Here is a 16990-nt window from a genome sequence, read left to right as displayed (position 1 = left end):
CCCACCCGGCCTCGCCGGCGTTCGAGGCGCGGGGTCCGGGGCCGAGCCCCAGGATCCCCGCCCCGGCGGTGGCCGCGTGAGCCCGCAGGAGCCGCCCCGGCGGCGGGTGCCCGGACCGGCCAGGCCGTCCAGGCCGGGCGACCGGGCCAGGGCCGCCGGCGCCCGCCCCGCCTCGCGCCCCGCGACCCGGCGGCCGACGGGCCCCCGTACCCCGCACACGATCCGGCTCGGCAGCCCGCGGCCCCGGCTGCGCCTGGTCGGCGTCGGCCTGACCCTCGTCATGGTGGCCTTCGTGGTCCGCCTGCTCCAGGTGCAGGCCGTCGACGCCTCGGCCTTCTCCGCCGCCGCCTCCAAGAACCGCTACACCAGCGTCAAGCTGGCCGCCGAGCGCGGCGAGATCACCGACCGCCGGGGCGTGGCCCTGGCCACCAGTGTCGACGCGTACGACATCACCGCCGACCCGAAGATGTTCACCCCGCAGGACAGCAAGGCGCCGGACGCCCCGCAGCAGGCCGCCGCACTCCTCGCGCCCATCCTCGGCAAGGACGCCAAGGAGCTCACCCAGCGGCTGAGCACCAAGAACTCCCGGTACGTCGTCCTCGCCCAGCGCCAGACCCCCCAGGTCTGGAACCAGATCAAGGACCTCAAGCGGGTCTTCGCGGACAAGGCGGCGGCCGACAAGCGGAGCAACGGCCCCGGCGCCAACGTCCTCGCCGGCGTGTTCAAGGAGACCAGCAGCAAGCGCGTGTACCCGAACGGCGATCTCGCCGCCGGGATACTGGGTTACGTCAACGCCGAGGGCAAGGGCGCCGGCGGCCTGGAGTCCTCCCTCGACAAGAAGCTGTCCGGCAAGGACGGCGAGATCACCTACGCCCAGTCCGGCGGCCGCCAGGTCCCCACGGCCGACTCCAACGAGAAGCCCGCCGTCCCCGGCGAGGACATCGAGCTGACCATCGACCGGGACATCCAGTGGGCGGCGCAGAGCGCCATCGCCGAACAGGTCCAGAAGTCCGAGGCCGACCGCGGCTACGTCATCGTCCAGGACACCCGCACCGGCGAGGTCCTGGCCATGGCCAACGCCCCCGGCTTCGACCCCAACGACCTGACCCGCGCCCGCTCCGCCGCCATGGGCAACGCCGCGCTCCAGGATGTGTACGAGCCCGGATCCACCGCCAAGGTCATGTCGATGGCCGCCGTGCTGGAGGAGAAGAAGGCCACCCCGGAGACCCGGGTCGAGGTCCCCAACCGACTGCACCGCGGCGACCGGCTGTTCAAGGACGACATCGACCACCCGACCTGGTACCTGACGCTCAACGGGGTCCTCGCCAAGTCCTCCAACATCGGCACGATCCTGGCCACCGGCCAGCTCGGACCCACCCAGCCCGAGGCCAACGAGGTCCTGCACTCCTACCTGACCAAGTTCGGCATCGGCCGGCCCACCGGCCTGAACTACCCCGGCGAGTCCCGCGGCATCCTCGCCGCCCCCAAGGACTGGTCCACCTCCCAGCAGTACACGATCCCCTTCGGCCAGGGCCTCTCCCTCAACGCCATGCAGGCGGCCTCCGTGTACTCCACCATCGCCAACGGCGGGGTCCGCATCGAACCGACCCTCGTACGCGGCACCAAGGGCCCCGACGGTCGCTTCACCCCGGCCCCGGCCCCCGAGCAGAGCCGCGTGATCAGCCCGGAGACCGCCAAGACCCTCGCCGAGATGCTCGAATCCGTGGTCGACGACCAGGAGGGCACCGGCACCAAGGCGAAGATCCCCGGCTACCGCGTCGGCGGCAAGACCGGCACCTCCAACCGGGTGGATCCGGCCACCGGCCGCTACAAGGGCTACACCGCCTCCTTCGCCGGTTTCGCCCCCGCGGACAACCCCCGCATCACCGTCTACTGCGCCATCCAGAACCCCACGAAGGGCAGCTACTTCGGCGGCCAGATCTGCGGCCCCATCTACAAGAAGGTCATGGAGTTCGCGCTCAAGACCCTCCAGGTGGCCCCCACGGGAACCGCGCCCGCCGGGCTCCCCGTCACCTACGACGCCGCTCCTGCGCCCGCTCCTCAGCCCGCCCCGCAGCCCAGTCCGCAGCCCGGTCAGTGACCCACCAGCCAGGCCGGCCCGCCAGAAAAGCGTGAGGCACCTTCAGTGACAACCATCACCCCGAAACCCGGGAACCCGACGACCGCCGGGGCCGAGGCCGAGGCCCAGGCCGGGGCCTCACTTCGCGAGCGGCCCGCCGCGCCCGGTACGCTCACCGCCGTGCCCCACGCTGATCAGCCCAGAACGACCCAGAAAGCCCCGGCAACGCCGCCGGGAGCGCCCCGGCCCGCGTCCGCCAGCCCGAGCCCGCTGGGCGAGCTGGCCACCCTGCTGGGCATCCCGACGCCCGGCGCGGCGCAGATCACCGGCATCACGCACGACTCCCGTGCGGTGCGCCCCGGTGACCTGTACGCGGCCCTGCAGGGAGCCAGGACGCACGGCGCCGACTTCGCCGCCCAGGCGGCCGGCCTCGGCGCCGCGGCCGTGCTCACCGACCCCGCGGGGGCGGAACGTGCCGCGGCGACCGGCCTGCCGGTCCTGACGGTCGAGGACCCGCGCGGCCGGATGGGAGAACTCGCCGCCGCCATCTACGGGCGCCCCGGCGAGGACCTGCTCCAGATCGGCATCACCGGCACCTCCGGCAAGACCACCACGGCGTACCTCGTCGAGGGCGGCCTGCGCGCGGCTGGCCGCAGCACCGGACTGGTCGGCACCGTCGAGATGCGCATCGGCGACGAGCGCATCAAGTCCGAGCGGACCACCCCCGAGGCCACCGACCTCCAGGCCCTCTTCGCCGTCATGCGCGAACGCGGGGTCGAGGCCGTGGCCATGGAGGTCTCCAGCCACGCGCTGGTGCTCGGCCGGGTCGACGGCTGCGTCTTCGACGTCGCCGTCTTCAACAACCTCAGCCCGGAACACATGGAGTTCCACTCCGACATGGAGGACTACTTCCAGGCCAAGGCGGGGCTGTTCACCGCCCGCCGGGCCCGCCTGGGCGTGGTCAACCTCGACGACGAGTACGGCCGCCGGCTGGCCAAGGAGACGACGATCCCGGTCGTCACCTTCTCCGCCGCGGGCGACCCGGCCGCCGACTGGCGTGCCGAGGACGTGGTCTTCGGCCCGGCGACCTCCACCCTGACCCTGCTGGGCCCCGAAGGACAGCGCGTACGGGCCACCGCGCCGCTGCCCGGCCCGTTCAACGTCGCCAACACCGTCGCCGCCATCGTCACGCTCGCCGCCGCCGGCATCGACCCGCAGACGGCCGCCGACGGCGTCGCCGCGGTCCCCGGGGTCCCCGGCCGGCTGGAGCGGGTGGACGCGGGACAGCCGTTCCTCGCCGTCGTCGACTACGCGCACAAGACGGACGCCGTGGAATCGGTGCTGCGCGCACTGCGCGAGGTCACCGAGGGCCGGCTGCACATCGTGCTCGGCTGCGGCGGCGACCGCGACACCACCAAGCGCGGCCCGATGGGGGCCGCGGCCGCCCGGTTCGCCGACGTGGCCGTCCTGACCTCCGACAACCCGCGCTCCGAGGACCCGCTCGCGATCCTCGCCGCGATGTTCGAGGGCTCCGTGTCCGTACCGCCCGCCGAGCGGGGCACCGTCCTGGTCGACGCCGACCGGGCCGCGGCCATCGCGGCCGCCGTCGCCCGCGCCCGGCCCGGTGACACCGTGCTGGTGGCCGGCAAGGGACACGAGCAGGGCCAGGACACCGCCGGTGTCGTACGCCCCTTCGACGACCGCACGGTGCTCCGCGCCGCGATCGAGCGCCAGGCCGTGCTCGACCGGACCGCCGCGCTCGATGAAACGACCCAGGTCCGACAGGCCGAGGTGAACCAGTGATCGCCCTTTCCCTCGCCGAGATCGCCGACATCACCGGCGGGCGGCCCCACGACATACCGGATCCGTCCGTCCAGGTCACCGGCCCCGTGGTCTACGACTCCCGCGAGGTCCGGCCGGGCAGCCTGTTCGCCGCCTTCGTCGGCGAGCGGGTCGACGGCCACGACTACGCGGAACGCGCCGTGGCCGCCGGAGCCGTGGGGGTCCTCGCGACCCGCCCCGTCGGCGTACCGGCCATCGTGGTCCCCGACGTGGTGGCCGCCCTCGGCGCACTCGCCCGCGCCGTGGTCACCCGCCTGGGCACCGACGTCGTGGCCCTCACCGGATCCGCCGGCAAGACCTCCACCAAGGACCTGATCGCGCAGGTGCTGCAGCACCACGCGCCGACCGTGTGGACCCCCGGCAACCTCAACAACGAGATCGGCCTGCCGATCACGACGCTGCGCGTCACCGAGGACACCCAGCACCTGGTCCTGGAGATGGGCGCCCGCGGCATCGGCCACATCCGCTACCTCACCGGACTGACGCCCCCACGGATCGGTCTGGTCCTCAACGTGGGCACCGCCCACATCGGCGAGTTCGGCGGCCGCGAGCAGATCGCGCAGGCCAAGGGGGAGCTGGTCGAGGCCCTGCCGGCCGAGGCCGAGGGCGGCGTCGCCGTCCTCAACGCCGATGACCTGCTGGTTCGTGCGATGGCCGGGCGCACGAAGGCCCGTACGGTCCTCTTCGGCGAGGCCGAGGACGCCGAAATCCGGGCCACCGAAGTCCGCATGACGGACAGGGGGCAGGCTTCCTTCACACTGCACACACCGACCGGGTGCAGCGACGTGACCTTGCGGCTGTACGGTGAGCACCACGTGTCGAACGCGCTCGCCGCGGCCGCCGTCGCCCATGTACTGGGCATGTCCGCACAGGAGATCGCCACGGCGCTCTCCGGGGCGGGCACGCTGTCCCGGTGGCGGATGGAGGTCACCGAGCGGGCGGACGGTGTGACGATCGTCAACGACGCCTACAACGCGAACCCGGAGTCCATGCGGGCCGCACTCCGCGCGCTCGCCGCGATGGGGGGTGCCGGCAGGGCGGACGGGGGACGCACGTGGGCGGTGCTCGGCCCGATGGCCGAGCTCGGAGACGACGCTCTCGCCGAGCACGACGCGGTCGGACGACTTGTCGTCCGGCTCAACGTGAGCAAGCTCGTCGCGGTCGGGGGCAGGGAAGCCTCCTGGCTGCAACTGGGCGCATATAACGAGGGTTCGTGGGGTGAGGAGTCGGTGCTCGTGTCCGACGCGCAGGCGGCGGTCGACCTGTTGCGCAGTGAACTGCGCCCGGGTGACGTCGTGCTGGTGAAGGCTTCCAGGTCGGCCGGTCTGGAGCGGGTGGCCCAGGGCCTTCTCGACAGCACCGTCGAGGGCGAGGTCGCCGACCGATGAGGCAGATTCTGTTCGCCGGTGTCATCGGCATGTTCCTGACCGTCGTGGGCACCCCGCTGCTGATCAAGCTGCTGGCCCGCAAGGGTTACGGCCAGTTCATCCGCGACGACGGCCCCCGCGGTCACGCCGGGAAGAAGGGCACGCCCACCATGGGCGGTATCTCCTTCATCCTGGCGACGCTCGTCGCGTACGCCCTGACGAAGGTCCTCACCGGCTCGGAACCGAGCTTCTCGGGCCTGCTCGTCCTGTTCCTGATGGCGGGCATGGGCCTCGTCGGGTACCTGGACGACTACATCAAGATCGTCAAGCGGCGTTCGCTGGGTCTGCGGGCCAAGGCGAAGATGTCCGGCCAGCTGATCGTCGGTATCGCCTTCGCGGTACTGGCCCTGCAGTTCAAGGACGCGCGCGGGCTGACCCCGGCCTCCACCAGGCTGTCGTTCGTCACGGACTTCGGCTGGTCGATAGGTCCGGTGCTGTTCGTGGTCTGGGCGCTGTTCATGATCCTGGCGATGTCCAACGGCGTGAACCTCACCGACGGCCTGGACGGTCTCGCGACCGGCGCCGCCGTGATGGTCTTCGGCGCCTACACCTTCATCGGCGTCTGGCAGTTCCAGGAGTCCTGCGCGTTCGCGGCGGACCTCACCAACCCGAACGCCTGCTTCGAGGTGCGCGACCCGCTCGACCTCGCGGTCGTCGCCTCCGCCCTCATGGGCGCCTGCTTCGGCTTCCTGTGGTGGAACACCTCGCCCGCCAAGATCTTCATGGGTGACACCGGCTCCCTCGCCCTCGGCGGCGCGCTCGCCGGCCTCGCCATCTGCTCCCGCACGGAGTTCCTGATGGCGCTCCTCGGCGGCCTGTTCGTGCTCATCACGATGTCGGTCGTCATCCAGGTCGGTTCGTTCAAGATGACCGGCAAGCGCGTCTTCCGGATGGCGCCACTGCAGCACCACTTCGAGCTCAAGGGCTGGTCCGAGGTACTCGTCGTGGTCCGCTTCTGGATCATCCAGGGCATGTGCGTGATCGTTGGTCTCGGTCTCTTCTACGCGGGATGGGCAGCCGACAAGTGACGTCCTGGCAGGACAAGAACATCACCGTCGCCGGTCTGGGCGTGAGTGGCATCAGTGCCGCCCGCGCCCTGGCCGGCCTCGGCGCAGTGGTGACCGTCGTCGACAACGGCGACGGTGACGCGCACCGCGCCCGGGCCGCCGAACTCCAGGCGCAGGGCATCACCGTGCGCCTCGGCCGGTTGGCGGACGGCGGACACGCGGGCGAGGTACTGCCCGAGGGCACCGAACTCGTCGTCACCTCCCCGGGCTGGAAGCCCGACAGCCCGCTGTTCGAGGCCGCCGCCGCGGCCGGGGTGGACGTGGTCGGGGACGTCGAGATCGCCTGGCTGCTGCGCGAGATCGGCCAGGAGCGCCGGGCCGCCGCGGGCGAGCCCCCGCGGGCCCCCGCCCCCTGGCTCGCGATCACCGGCACCAACGGCAAGACCACCACCACCCAGATGCTGGCGTCGATCCTGAAGGCCGCGGGGCTGCGCACCGCCGCCGTCGGCAACATCGGCACCCCGATCATCGACGTGGTGCTCGGCGAGCAGGAGTACGACGTGCTCGCCGTCGAACTCTCCAGCTACCAGCTGCACTGGGCGCCCTCGCTGCGCGTCCACTCGGCGGCCGTGCTCAACCTGGCCCCGGACCACCTCGACTGGCACGGCTCGATGGAGGCGTACGCCGCCGACAAGGGCCGGATCTACGAGGGCAACACGATCGCCTGCGTCTACAACGTCGCCGACCCGGCCACCGAGAACCTGGTCGTGGAGGCCGACGTCGAAGAGGGCTGCCGGGCGATCGGTTTCACCCTCGGCGCCCCCGGCCCCTCCATGCTCGGCGTCGTCGACGGCATCCTCGTCGACCGGGCCTTCGTGGAGAACCGGCAGAAGAACGCCCAGGAGCTCGCCGAGGTCGCGGACGTCAATCCGCCGGCCCCGCACAACATCGCCAACGCGCTCGCCGCCGCGGCCCTGGCCCGTGCCTTCGGAGTGGAGGCACGCGCCGTCCGTGACGGGCTGCGCGACTTCCGTCCGGACGCCCACCGCGTGGCGTACGTGGACGAGGTCGACTCGGTCACGTACATCGACGACTCCAAGGCCACCAACACGCACGCCGCCGAGGCCTCGCTCGCGGCCTTCGAACCGGTCGTCTGGATCGCCGGCGGCCTCGCCAAGGGCGCGACCTTCGACGAGCTCGTGCGGAACGCCGCGAAGCGGCTGCGCGGCGCCGTGCTGATCGGCGCCGACCGGGCGCTCATCGCCGAGGCGCTGGCGCGACACGCCCCCGAGGTCCCGGTCGTCGACCTCGACCGGACCGACACTGGGGCGATGCTCGCGGCGGTCCGGGAAGCCGCCGCGCTCGCCGAGCCCGGCGACACGGTCCTGTTGGCACCTGCCTGTGCCTCGATGGACATGTTCGCGAACTACAACAAGCGTGGGGACGCATTCGCCGACGCGGTGCGCGAACTGGCCGCCGAGAACGCTGCGGACACGGCCTAGGCCGGGGGCTCCGGGACAGGTTCCCTCCGGCCGGCAGCTCGCCTCGTACGAGTGGAGGGGAAGATCACAGATGCCGGCCAAGCAGATGCTGCCGGGGCGGCGGCCGTCCGCCGTGAAGGCGCAGGGCCGCAAACGCCCTGCGGTGAGTTCGAAGCGGCCCGCCGGGCGCGGGCCGCTGGCCCGGTTCCGGCGTACGCAGCAGCAGTTGCAGAAGGCCTGGGACCGCCCGCTCACCGCCTATTACCTGATTTTCGGCAGTTCCCTGCTCATCATCGTGCTCGGTCTGGTGATGGTGTACTCGGCCTCGATGATCAAGGCCCTCCAGCTCGGCCTCGGCGACGCGTACTTCTTCAAGAAGCAGTTCCTGGCCGCCGTCATCGGCGGCGTCCTCCTGCTGGTCGCCTCCCGGATGCCGGTCAAACTGCACCGCGCGCTCTCGTACCCGGTGCTCGCCGGCACGCTCTTCCTGATGGTCCTGGTCCAGGTCCCGGGGATAGGCGTCTCGATCAACGGCAACCAGAATTGGATCTCCCTTGGCGGTCCGTTCATGTTGCAGCCCAGTGAGTTCGGCAAGCTGGCACTGATCCTGTGGGGCGCCGACCTGCTGGCACGCAAGGGCGACAAGGGGCTGCTGAGCCAGTGGAAGCACCTGCTGGTGCCGCTGGTCCCGGTGGCCTTCCTGCTGCTCGGGCTGATCATGCTGGGCGGGGACATGGGCACCGCGATGATCCTCGGTGCCATCCTGTTCGGTCTGCTCTGGCTGGCCGGGGCCCCGACCCGGATGTTCGTCGGGGTGCTCGTCTTCGCGGGTGCGATCGTCGCACTGCTCATCAAGACGAGCCCGCACCGGATGGATCGGCTGGAGTGTCTCGGTGCGACAGAACCGGGCAAGAACGACCTTTGCTGGCAGGCCGTTCACGGGATCTACGCCCTCGCATCGGGCGGATGGTTCGGTTCGGGCCTGGGGGCAAGTGTGGAAAAATGGGGGCAACTACCCGAAGCCCACACCGACTTCATCTTCGCCATCACCGGGGAGGAACTGGGTCTGGCGGGGACGCTGTCGGTTCTCGCCCTGTTCGCGGCTCTAGGCTATGCGGGTATCCGCGTGGCCGGACGCACGGAGGACTCCTTCGTACGGTTTGCCGCGGGAGGCGTGACCACCTGGATCACGGCCCAGGCCGTGATCAACATCGGTGCGGTGCTCGGCCTGCTGCCGATCGCCGGGGTCCCGCTCCCGCTGTTCTCCTACGGAGGGTCGGCCCTGCTGCCGACCATGTTCGCGGTCGGACTGCTCATCGCCTTCGCGCGGGAGGAGCCGGCGGCGCGCGCGGCCCTCGCGATGCGCCGGCCGAAGACCGGCCGGTGGCGGACCGGGGTGAGATGGAAGTCGATGAGACGGCGCGTCAAGAAGCGTCCGTCCGGAGAGCGGTGAATTTCGGTGCATGTCGTACTCGCCGGTGGGGGGACCGCCGGCCACATCGAGCCGGCGCTCGCCCTCGCGGACGCCCTGCGCAGGCAGGACCCTTCAGTGGGCATCACCGCCCTCGGCACGGAGCGCGGACTGGAAACCCGCCTGGTGCCGGAACGCGGCTACGAGCTGGGCCTGATCCCCGCCGTACCGCTGCCCCGCAAGCCGACCCCGGAGCTGATCACCGTCCCCGGACGCCTGCGCGGCACCATCAAGGCCGCGGAGGAGATCCTGCTGCGTACCAAGGCCGACTGCGTCGTCGGCTTCGGCGGCTACGTGGCCCTGCCCGGCTACCTCGCGGCCAAGCGGCTCGGGGTTCCGATCATCGTCCACGAGGCCAACGCCCGGCCCGGACTGGCCAATAAGATCGGCTCCCGCTACGCGCACGCCGTCGCGGTCTCCACCCCCGACAGCAAGCTGCGCGGCGCCCGCTACGTGGGCATCCCGCTGCGCCGCTCCATCTCCACCCTCGACCGGGCCGCCGTCCGCCCGGAGGCGCGCGCCGCCTTCGGCCTGGACCCCAACCTGCCCACGCTGCTGGTCTCCGGCGGCTCGCAGGGCGCCCGCCGCCTCAACGAGACGATCCAGCAGGTCGCGCCGACCCTCCAGCGCTCCGGGATCCAGATCCTGCACGCCGTCGGGCCGAAGAACGAACTGCCGCGTGTCGACAACATGCCCGGGATGCCGCCGTATGTGCCGGTACCGTACGTGGACCGGATGGATCTCGCGTACGCCGCCGCCGACATGATGCTGTGCCGCGCGGGAGCGATGACCGTCGCCGAACTCTCCGCCGTCGGGCTCCCCGCCGCCTACGTCCCGTTGCCGATCGGCAACGGTGAACAGCGGCTCAACGCCCAGCCGGTGGTCAAGGCGGGCGGCGGCCTGCTCGTGGACGACGCGGAGCTGACGCCCGACTGGGTGCTCGGCCAGATCCTCCCGGTGCTGTCCGACCCGCACCGCCTGTACGAGATGTCCCGCGCCGCCGGTGAGTTCGGCCGCCGGGACGCCGACGAGCTCCTGGTCGGCATGGTGTACGAGGCGATCGCGGCCCACAGGTCCCGCTGAGGCGGGTAGCGCAGACGCAGGAGGCACAGGAGTGGCCGGAGGGACGACCGCGCGGCGCGGAACACCGTTTTCTGATCGGTCCGGCCCGGCTGCCCGCAAGGGCACCGGCGCTCCCATGCCCCCGAAGGACCCCAAGGGCTCCAAGGCTCCCGAGCCGCCGAAATCGGCGCGCGGGCCCGGCCCCCGGGAGCCCGGCGTACGCCTGCGTCGGGGCCCCGTGCTGGCCCTGGTGGCCGCCACGGCGGTCCTGCTCGCCGCGGGCGGCACCTGGGTGCTCTACGGGTCCTCCTGGCTCCGCGTGGAGAAGGTCGCCGCCACCGGCATGGACGTGCTCACCGCCGAACAGGTCCTCGGTGCCGCGGCCGTCCCGGTCGGCGCGCCCCTGGTGAGCGTCGACACCGACGAGATCGAGGGCCGGGTCCGCGGCCGGCTGCCCCGCATCGATTCGGTCGATGTGGTGCGTGCCTGGCCGCACGGGATCGGTCTGAAAGTGACGGAACGCAAACCCGTCCTGCTCATCAAAAAGGACGCCAACTTCGTGGAAGTGGACGCATCGGGTGTGCGATTCGACACGGTTCCGAAAGCACCCGCGGGTGTTCCGGTCCTCGAATTGAACGCCGGTCGATCGCCGAGCGCCCGACGCTTCGACGAGGAACGGCTGCTGCACGAGGCCGTACTCGTCGCGGGCGCCCTCCCGGAGCCGATCGCCAAGCAAACCGTGCAGGTCAAGGTGGGTTCCTACGATTCGGTCGTGCTGGAGCTCACCGGCGGTCGGTCCGTCACGTGGGGGAGCGGTGAACAGAGCGATGCGAAGGGGCGTGCTTTGAACGCTTTGTTGAAAGCCGCTCCCAAGGCCGCGCGCTTCGACGTGAGCGTCCCCACCGCCCCTGCTGCGTCCGGGAGTTGACGTCCGGTCCAACAGCGGCGCACCCTGGTTGGCCAGCGATACGGGTGATCACATAGGGTGAAAAGAAAAACGGGAGGTTCGGCGTGTTCGTTGAACACGCGCTACTTGTCGACTTAGTGTCCTGTTCGGAAGAGTCCGAGGAACAGGCACACCCCTAACCCTAAACTTCAGGGTGAGGGTTCGGGTCGGCGCGTTCGGACCGTCCCTATTTCGGCATCAGTCGTCGCAACGCAGGCCCGCGAGGCGGCGACACGTAACTCGAGGCGAGAGGCCTTCGACGTGGCAGCACCGCAGAACTACCTCGCAGTCATCAAGGTCATCGGTGTCGGCGGCGGTGGTGTCAATGCCATCAACCGAATGATCGAGGTCGGTCTCAAGGGCGTCGAGTTCATCGCCATCAACACGGACGCGCAGGCGCTGTTGATGAGCGACGCCGACGTCAAGCTCGACGTCGGCCGTGAACTCACCCGTGGCCTCGGCGCCGGCGCCAACCCGGCCGTCGGTCGCAAGGCGGCAGAGGACCACCGCGAGGAGATCGAGGAGGTCCTCAAGGGGGCCGACATGGTCTTCGTCACCGCCGGTGAGGGCGGCGGCACCGGCACGGGCGGCGCACCTGTCGTCGCCAACATCGCGCGCTCGCTGGGCGCCCTGACGATCGGTGTGGTCACCCGACCGTTCACCTTCGAGGGCCGGCGCCGCGCGAACCAGGCGGAGGACGGCATCGCCGAGCTCCGCGAAGAGGTCGACACCCTCATCGTCATCCCCAACGACCGATTGCTGTCCATCTCGGACCGCCAGGTCAGCGTGCTCGACGCCTTCAAGTCGGCCGACCAGGTCCTGCTCTCGGGCGTCCAGGGCATCACCGACCTCATCACCACCCCGGGTCTGATCAACCTCGACTTCGCCGACGTCAAGTCCGTGATGTCCGAGGCCGGCTCGGCCCTGATGGGCATCGGCTCCGCCCGCGGCGACGACCGCGCGGTGGCCGCCGCCGAGATGGCGATCTCCTCGCCGCTCCTCGAGGCGTCCATCGACGGCGCCCGTGGCGTGCTGCTCTCCATCTCCGGTGGCTCGGACCTCGGTCTCTTCGAGATCAACGAGGCCGCGCAGCTGGTCAGCGAGGCCGCGCACCCCGAGGCGAACATCATCTTCGGCGCCGTCATCGACGACGCGCTCGGCGACGAGGTACGGGTCACCGTCATCGCGGCCGGGTTCGACGGCGGACAGCCCCCGGCCCGCCGGGACAATGTCATCGGCGCCGCGTCCACCAAGCGCGAGGAGCCGGCCCCGGCTCCGGTCCGCGCCGCCGAGCCGGCCCGCCCGGCCTTCGGCGGACTCGGCTCGGTCACCCCGCGCGAGGAGCCCCCGGCTCCGGTCGAGGCGGCCCCGGTCGAGGTCCAGGCCCCCGCGCCGCAGGTCCCCACGGCTCGGCCGTACCAGGACAGCCCGGCCGAGGAGCTGGATGTCCCGGACTTCTTGAAGTGACATCGGAGCAGCATCACGTGGGCGGCGCCCACTTCGCCTTCACCGACCGGTGGGGCGGAGTGAGCGCCGTTCCGTACGAGGAGCTCAATCTCGGCGGCGCGGTCGGAGACGACCCGGCCGCCGTTCTCGCGAACCGGGCCCTGGCGGCGAAGTCCCTGGGACTGGCGCCGGACCGGGTGGTCTGGATGAAGCAGGTGCACGGCCGGGACGTGGCGGTGGTGGACGGGCCCTGGGGCCCGGACGAGGAGATCCCCGCGGTGGACGCGGTGGTGACCGCCCGTCGGGGGCTCGCACTCGCGGTGCTCACCGCCGACTGCACGCCGGTCCTGCTGGCGGACCCCGTCGCCGGGGTCGCGGCGGCCGCCCACGCCGGGCGGCCGGGGCTGGTCGCCGGGGTGGTACCCGCCGCCGTCGAGGCGATGGTCGCCCTCGGGGCCGATCCCGGGCGGATCCTCGCCCGTACCGGACCCGCGGTCTGCGGACACTGCTACGAAGTGCCCGCCGAGATGCGGGACGCGGTGGCCGAGGCGGTGCCCGCCGCCCGGGCGGAGACGAGCTGGGGGACACCGGCCGTGGACGTGGTCGCCGGGGTGCACGCCCAGCTCGTGGAGGCGGGGGTGGTGAACGGCGGCCGATCCGCGGTCTGCACACTGGAGTCGCGGGACCACTTCTCGTACCGCCGCGACCGGGTGACCGGCCGGCTTGCCGGATATGTCTGGTTGACGGAGCTTTCCCGGGGGGAGACCCCCGGACCCCCGGGGGAAAAGAAGAATGACGGATCGTAAGTCGGAGCTCGCCGAGAACCTGGCGCGGGTGGAGGAACGTATCTCGTCCGCCTGCGCCGCGGCGGGGCGGGGACGGGACGAGGTGACGCTCATCGTGGTCACCAAGACCTACCCCGCGAGCGACGTACGACTGCTGGCGGACCTGGGTGTCCGTCATGTTGCGGAGAATCGTGACCAGGATGCCGCCCCCAAGGCCGCGGCTTGCGCGGATCTGCCCCTCAGCTGGCACTTCGTCGGTCAGTTGCAGACGAACAAAGTCCGTTCCGTGGCGGGATACGCGCACGTGGTGCAGTCGGTCGACCGACCGAAACTCGTGACCGCCCTCTCGGCGGCCGCGGTGAACGCCGGCCGGGAACTCGGGTGCCTCGTGCAGATCGCTCTCGACGCGGAGTCGGGGGAGCGGGGGGCCCGTGGCGGCGCGGCACCGGAGCAGCTCGCGGAGTTGGCGGACCTCGTCGCCGGGGCTCCGGGACTGCGCATCGACGGCCTGATGACGGTCGCTCCGTTGTCCGGCCACTACGCGGGACGCGAACAGGCCGCTTTCGAGCGGCTGGTGGAATTGTCATCCCGCATGCGCGTGGACCATCCGGCTGCCACGATGGTGTCGGCCGGGATGAGCGCAGACCTGGAACAGGCCGTGGCGGCCGGTGCGACACATGTACGCGTCGGCACTGCGGTACTCGGCGCGAGACCCCGGCTCGGGTAACGTCGCGAAGAAAGTCGGACCACAGCAGAAAATATGGTCATTCCCGCTGATGGGCGGGCAGACCTAGTGGATCGCGGGCAGTTGGTGACATTCGTGACACGGCGGCACCTGCGACAGGGCGATCCACCACAGAGCGGAGGACTCGGAGAATGGCCGGCGCGATGCGCAAGATGGCGGTCTACCTCGGCCTCGTGGAGGACGACCGGTACGACAACCCGGGGTACGACCCCGACGACGAGTTCGAGCCCGAGCCGGAGATGGAACGGGCTCGGGAGCGGGATCGCCGACAGCAGCCCGTGCACCAAGCGCCCGTACCGGACGAACCGGTACGAGCGGCACAGCCTCCGGCGCAGCGCGAACCTATCCCAATTCCGGCGGAAAGCGGACGTCCTGCGCGAATCGCCCCCGTGGCATCCATCACACCTGATCGCACCAACCTGGAGAAGAACGCCCCCGTGATCATGCCCAAGGTCGTCTCCGAGCGGGAGCCGTACCGCATCACGACGCTGCACCCCCGGACCTACAACGAGGCCCGTACCATCGGGGAACACTTCCGTGAGGGCACTCCGGTGATCATGAATCTCACGGAGATGGACGACACGGACGCGAAGCGTCTCGTGGACTTCGCCGCCGGACTCGTCTTCGGTCTGCACGGCAGCATTGAACGCGTGACACAGAAGGTGTTCCTGCTGTCGCCTGCTAACGTCGATGTCACGGCGGAGGACAAGGCCCGCATCGCGGAGGGCGGGTTCTTCAACCAAAGCTAGACCGATCCGTCAGACACGGGGCCGGGAACAGAACGGGGAGAGGGAAGCGCGGGATGGGTGTCGCACTGCAAGTGATCTACTTCGCCTTGGGGTGCTTCCTCGTCGTGCTGATCTTCCGACTGGTCATGGACTACGTGTTCCAGTTCGCACGTTCATGGACACCCGGCAAGGCGATGGTGGTCGTTCTGGAGGCCACCTACACTGTCACCGATCCACCGCTCAAGCTTCTTCGGCGGGTCATTCCGCCGTTGCGTCTCGGGGGCGTGGCACTCGACCTGTCCTTCTTCGTTCTGATGATCATCGTTTACATCCTCATCAGTTTCGTGAGCACCGCTGCGAGAAGCGTGTGAACGATGAGCTCCCCCGCACGCGCGGGGACAGTCCCGATACGGTCTTGCCGACTGCCGACGACTACGTAGAGGTGAAGAAGACATGCCGCTGACTCCCGAGGACGTGCGGAACAAGCAGTTCACGACCGTCCGCCTCCGAGAAGGCTATGACGAGGACGAGGTCGATGCCTTCCTCGACGAGGTCGAGTCCGAACTGACGCGCCTGCTGCGCGAGAACGAGGACCTGCGCGCGAAGCTGGCAGCCGCCACGCGTGCCGCCGCGCAGAACCAGCAGCAGCAGGGCATGCGCAAGCCGGAACCCCAGGACCAGCGCGGCCCCGGCGCCCCCGTGCCCGCGGCCATATCCGGCCCGCCGCAGCAGCAGCAGCCGCAGATGGGCCCGCCGCAGCTTCCGGGTGGCGCCCCGCAGCTTCCGCCGGGCCCCGGCGGCCAGGGCCAGCAGGGCCCCGGCCCGATGGGCGGCCCCATGGGCGGTCCCATGCAGCAGCACCCCATGGGTGGACCCCAGGGCATGCAGCAGCAGCCCATGGGCGGCCCCCAGGGCATGCAGCAGCAGCAGTCGATGGGCGGCCAGAACCCGCTCGGCCAGCAGATGCAGCCCATGGGCCAGCAGATGCAGCCGATGGGCCAGCAGATGCAGCCCATGGGTCAGCCGATGCACCAGCAGCAGCCGCAGCTCCCGCAGCAGGGCCCCGGTGGCGACAGCGCCGCCCGCGTCCTGTCGCTGGCGCAGCAGACCGCCGACCAGGCGATCGCGGAGGCCCGCTCCGAGGCCAACAAGATCGTCGGCGAGGCCCGGTCGCGCGCCGAGGGCCTGGAGCGGGACGCCCGCGCCAAGGCCGACGCGCTGGAGCGGGACGCGCAGGAGAAGCACCGCGTCGCGATGGGCTCCCTGGAGTCCGCCCGTGCCACGCTGGAGCGCAAGGTCGAGGACCTGCGGGGCTTCGAGCGTGAGTACCGTACGCGTCTGAAGTCCTACCTGGAGTCGCAGCTGCGCCAGCTGGAGACCCAGGCCGACGACTCGCTGGCTCCGCCGCGGAACCCGGCCGGTCCCGCGCTGCCGCCGTCGCCGTCGCCCTCGATGGCTCCGGCCGGTGCGATGGGCCACTCCATGGGCGGTCCCTCGATGGGTGGCCCGTCCCCCATGGGCGGTCCCTCCCCGATGGGTGCCCCGTCCTACGGCGGCAACCAGCAGCAGATGTCCCCGGCGATGACCCAGCCGATGGCTCCGGTGCGGCCGGCCGCACCGCAGCCGATGCAGGCGCCGTCGCCGATGCGGGGCTTCCTGATCGACGAGGACGACAACTAGGCGCCGCCGCCGATTCTGCGGTCGGCAGCCGCGCTCTACGGGCCGGGCCCGGTTCCCCCACGGGGGCACCGGGCCCGGCCCGTTCCCGTACCTTTGCCCTGGCCGGGCGGTGCCGTTGCCCTGGCCGGGCGGTGCGGGTTCGTTGTCCGGGTGCGGTCCGGTGGCCGTGCCCTTGCCCTGGCCGGGCCCTTGTTTTCCGGGTGCGGTCCGGTGGTCGGGGCGCCAAACCCGGCGGGGGGGGGGGGGGGGTGGGGGGGGGGGGGGGGCCCGCCCGGGGGGGGGGGGCGGGC

14 protein-coding genes are annotated in these 16990 nt (G+C 71.1%); all 14 read left to right on the top strand.

The annotated features are described in order from the left end of the window. Positions 1 to 76 precede the first annotated feature (76 nt). The 14 genes from ACGFYY_RS33430 to ACGFYY_RS33365 all read left to right on the top strand — a co-directional run bounded on the left by ACGFYY_RS33430 (position 77) and on the right by ACGFYY_RS33365 (position 16700). Entirely contained in the window at positions 77 to 2101 is a 2025-nt protein-coding gene (locus ACGFYY_RS33430) for a peptidoglycan D,D-transpeptidase FtsI family protein (protein ID WP_393715191.1), read from the top strand. A gap of 45 nt (positions 2102 to 2146) precedes the next feature. Next, complete coding sequence (locus tag ACGFYY_RS33425; RefSeq protein WP_393715189.1) at positions 2147 to 3883, top strand: UDP-N-acetylmuramoyl-L-alanyl-D-glutamate--2,6-diaminopimelate ligase; 1737 nt, start codon at positions 2147 to 2149, stop codon at positions 3881 to 3883. Continuing rightward, complete coding sequence (murF, locus tag ACGFYY_RS33420) at positions 3880 to 5310, top strand: UDP-N-acetylmuramoyl-tripeptide--D-alanyl-D-alanine ligase (protein WP_393715187.1); 1431 nt, start codon at positions 3880 to 3882, stop codon at positions 5308 to 5310. The genes ACGFYY_RS33425 and murF overlap by 4 nt, the downstream gene beginning before the upstream one ends. Continuing rightward, complete coding sequence (gene mraY, locus ACGFYY_RS33415) at positions 5307 to 6377, top strand: phospho-N-acetylmuramoyl-pentapeptide-transferase (RefSeq protein WP_365275288.1); 1071 nt, start codon at positions 5307 to 5309, stop codon at positions 6375 to 6377. The genes murF and mraY overlap by 4 nt, the downstream gene beginning before the upstream one ends. Next, positions 6359 to 7858, top strand: coding sequence for a UDP-N-acetylmuramoyl-L-alanine--D-glutamate ligase (gene murD, locus ACGFYY_RS33410; RefSeq protein ID WP_365275285.1), 1500 nt, complete (start codon positions 6359 to 6361; stop codon positions 7856 to 7858). Before mraY ends, murD begins: the two co-directional genes overlap by 19 nt. A 70-nt stretch (positions 7859 to 7928) precedes the next feature. Further along, positions 7929 to 9290: a putative lipid II flippase FtsW gene (ftsW, locus tag ACGFYY_RS33405; RefSeq protein ID WP_365275282.1), complete on the top strand. Its 1362-nt coding sequence runs from the start codon at positions 7929 to 7931 to the stop codon at positions 9288 to 9290. Positions 9291 to 9296: 6 nt separating this feature from the next. Further along, positions 9297 to 10391, top strand: a complete 1095-nt coding sequence (murG, locus tag ACGFYY_RS33400) for an undecaprenyldiphospho-muramoylpentapeptide beta-N-acetylglucosaminyltransferase (protein WP_327262056.1) — start codon at positions 9297 to 9299, stop codon at positions 10389 to 10391. 31 nt (positions 10392 to 10422) lie between these two features. Then, positions 10423 to 11298 carry a cell division protein FtsQ/DivIB gene (locus ACGFYY_RS33395; RefSeq protein WP_393715183.1) on the top strand — a complete coding sequence of 292 codons (876 nt, stop codon included), beginning with the start codon at positions 10423 to 10425 and terminating at the stop codon, positions 11296 to 11298. Between the two features lie 279 nt (positions 11299 to 11577). Next, the gene (ftsZ, locus tag ACGFYY_RS33390) at positions 11578 to 12783 is read left to right on the top strand and encodes a cell division protein FtsZ (protein ID WP_052872570.1); all 1206 of its coding nucleotides are present in this window, start codon (positions 11578 to 11580) and stop codon (positions 12781 to 12783) included. Positions 12784 to 12800: 17 nt separating this feature from the next. Then, on the top strand, positions 12801 to 13568 hold the full coding sequence (gene pgeF, locus ACGFYY_RS33385; RefSeq protein ID WP_393715252.1) for a peptidoglycan editing factor PgeF: 768 nt from the start codon (positions 12801 to 12803) through the stop codon (positions 13566 to 13568). Further along, on the top strand, positions 13555 to 14274 hold the full coding sequence (locus tag ACGFYY_RS33380; RefSeq protein WP_393715181.1) for a YggS family pyridoxal phosphate-dependent enzyme: 720 nt from the start codon (positions 13555 to 13557) through the stop codon (positions 14272 to 14274). The genes pgeF and ACGFYY_RS33380 overlap by 14 nt, the downstream gene beginning before the upstream one ends. Positions 14275 to 14423: 149 nt before the next feature. Next, the gene (locus ACGFYY_RS33375; protein ID WP_365275270.1) at positions 14424 to 15041 is read left to right on the top strand and encodes a cell division protein SepF; all 618 of its coding nucleotides are present in this window, start codon (positions 14424 to 14426) and stop codon (positions 15039 to 15041) included. Positions 15042 to 15094: 53 nt separating this feature from the next. After that, positions 15095 to 15391 (top strand): YggT family protein, encoded by a 297-nt coding sequence (locus ACGFYY_RS33370; RefSeq protein ID WP_393715178.1) that lies wholly within the window; start codon positions 15095 to 15097, stop codon positions 15389 to 15391. Between the two features lie 82 nt (positions 15392 to 15473). Beyond that, positions 15474 to 16700 (top strand): DivIVA domain-containing protein, encoded by a 1227-nt coding sequence (locus tag ACGFYY_RS33365; RefSeq protein WP_352042314.1) that lies wholly within the window; start codon positions 15474 to 15476, stop codon positions 16698 to 16700. The last annotated feature ends 290 nt before the right edge of the window (positions 16701 to 16990 follow it).

The organism is Streptomyces sp. NPDC048331 (assembly GCF_043201215.1).
In the GTDB taxonomy this organism is placed as follows: domain Bacteria; phylum Actinomycetota; class Actinomycetes; order Streptomycetales; family Streptomycetaceae; genus Streptomyces.
This window is presented reverse-complemented; position numbering and strand designations above follow the sequence as displayed.

Excerpts from the sequence above, each read along its gene's own strand:
- mraY (WP_365275288.1), top strand. The coding sequence starts at position 5,307 with ATGAGGCAGATTCTGTTCGCCGGTGTCATCGGCATGTTCCTGACCGTC.
- murD (WP_365275285.1), top strand. The coding sequence starts at position 6,359 with ATGGGCAGCCGACAAGTGACGTCCTGGCAGGACAAGAACATCACCGTC.
- ftsW (WP_365275282.1), top strand. The coding sequence starts at position 7,929 with ATGCCGGCCAAGCAGATGCTGCCGGGGCGGCGGCCGTCCGCCGTGAAG.
- ACGFYY_RS33380 (WP_393715181.1), top strand. The coding sequence starts at position 13,555 with ATGACGGATCGTAAGTCGGAGCTCGCCGAGAACCTGGCGCGGGTGGAG.
- ACGFYY_RS33375 (WP_365275270.1), top strand. The coding sequence starts at position 14,424 with ATGGCCGGCGCGATGCGCAAGATGGCGGTCTACCTCGGCCTCGTGGAG.
- ACGFYY_RS33370 (WP_393715178.1), top strand. The coding sequence starts at position 15,095 with ATGGGTGTCGCACTGCAAGTGATCTACTTCGCCTTGGGGTGCTTCCTC.
- ACGFYY_RS33365 (WP_352042314.1), top strand. The coding sequence starts at position 15,474 with ATGCCGCTGACTCCCGAGGACGTGCGGAACAAGCAGTTCACGACCGTC.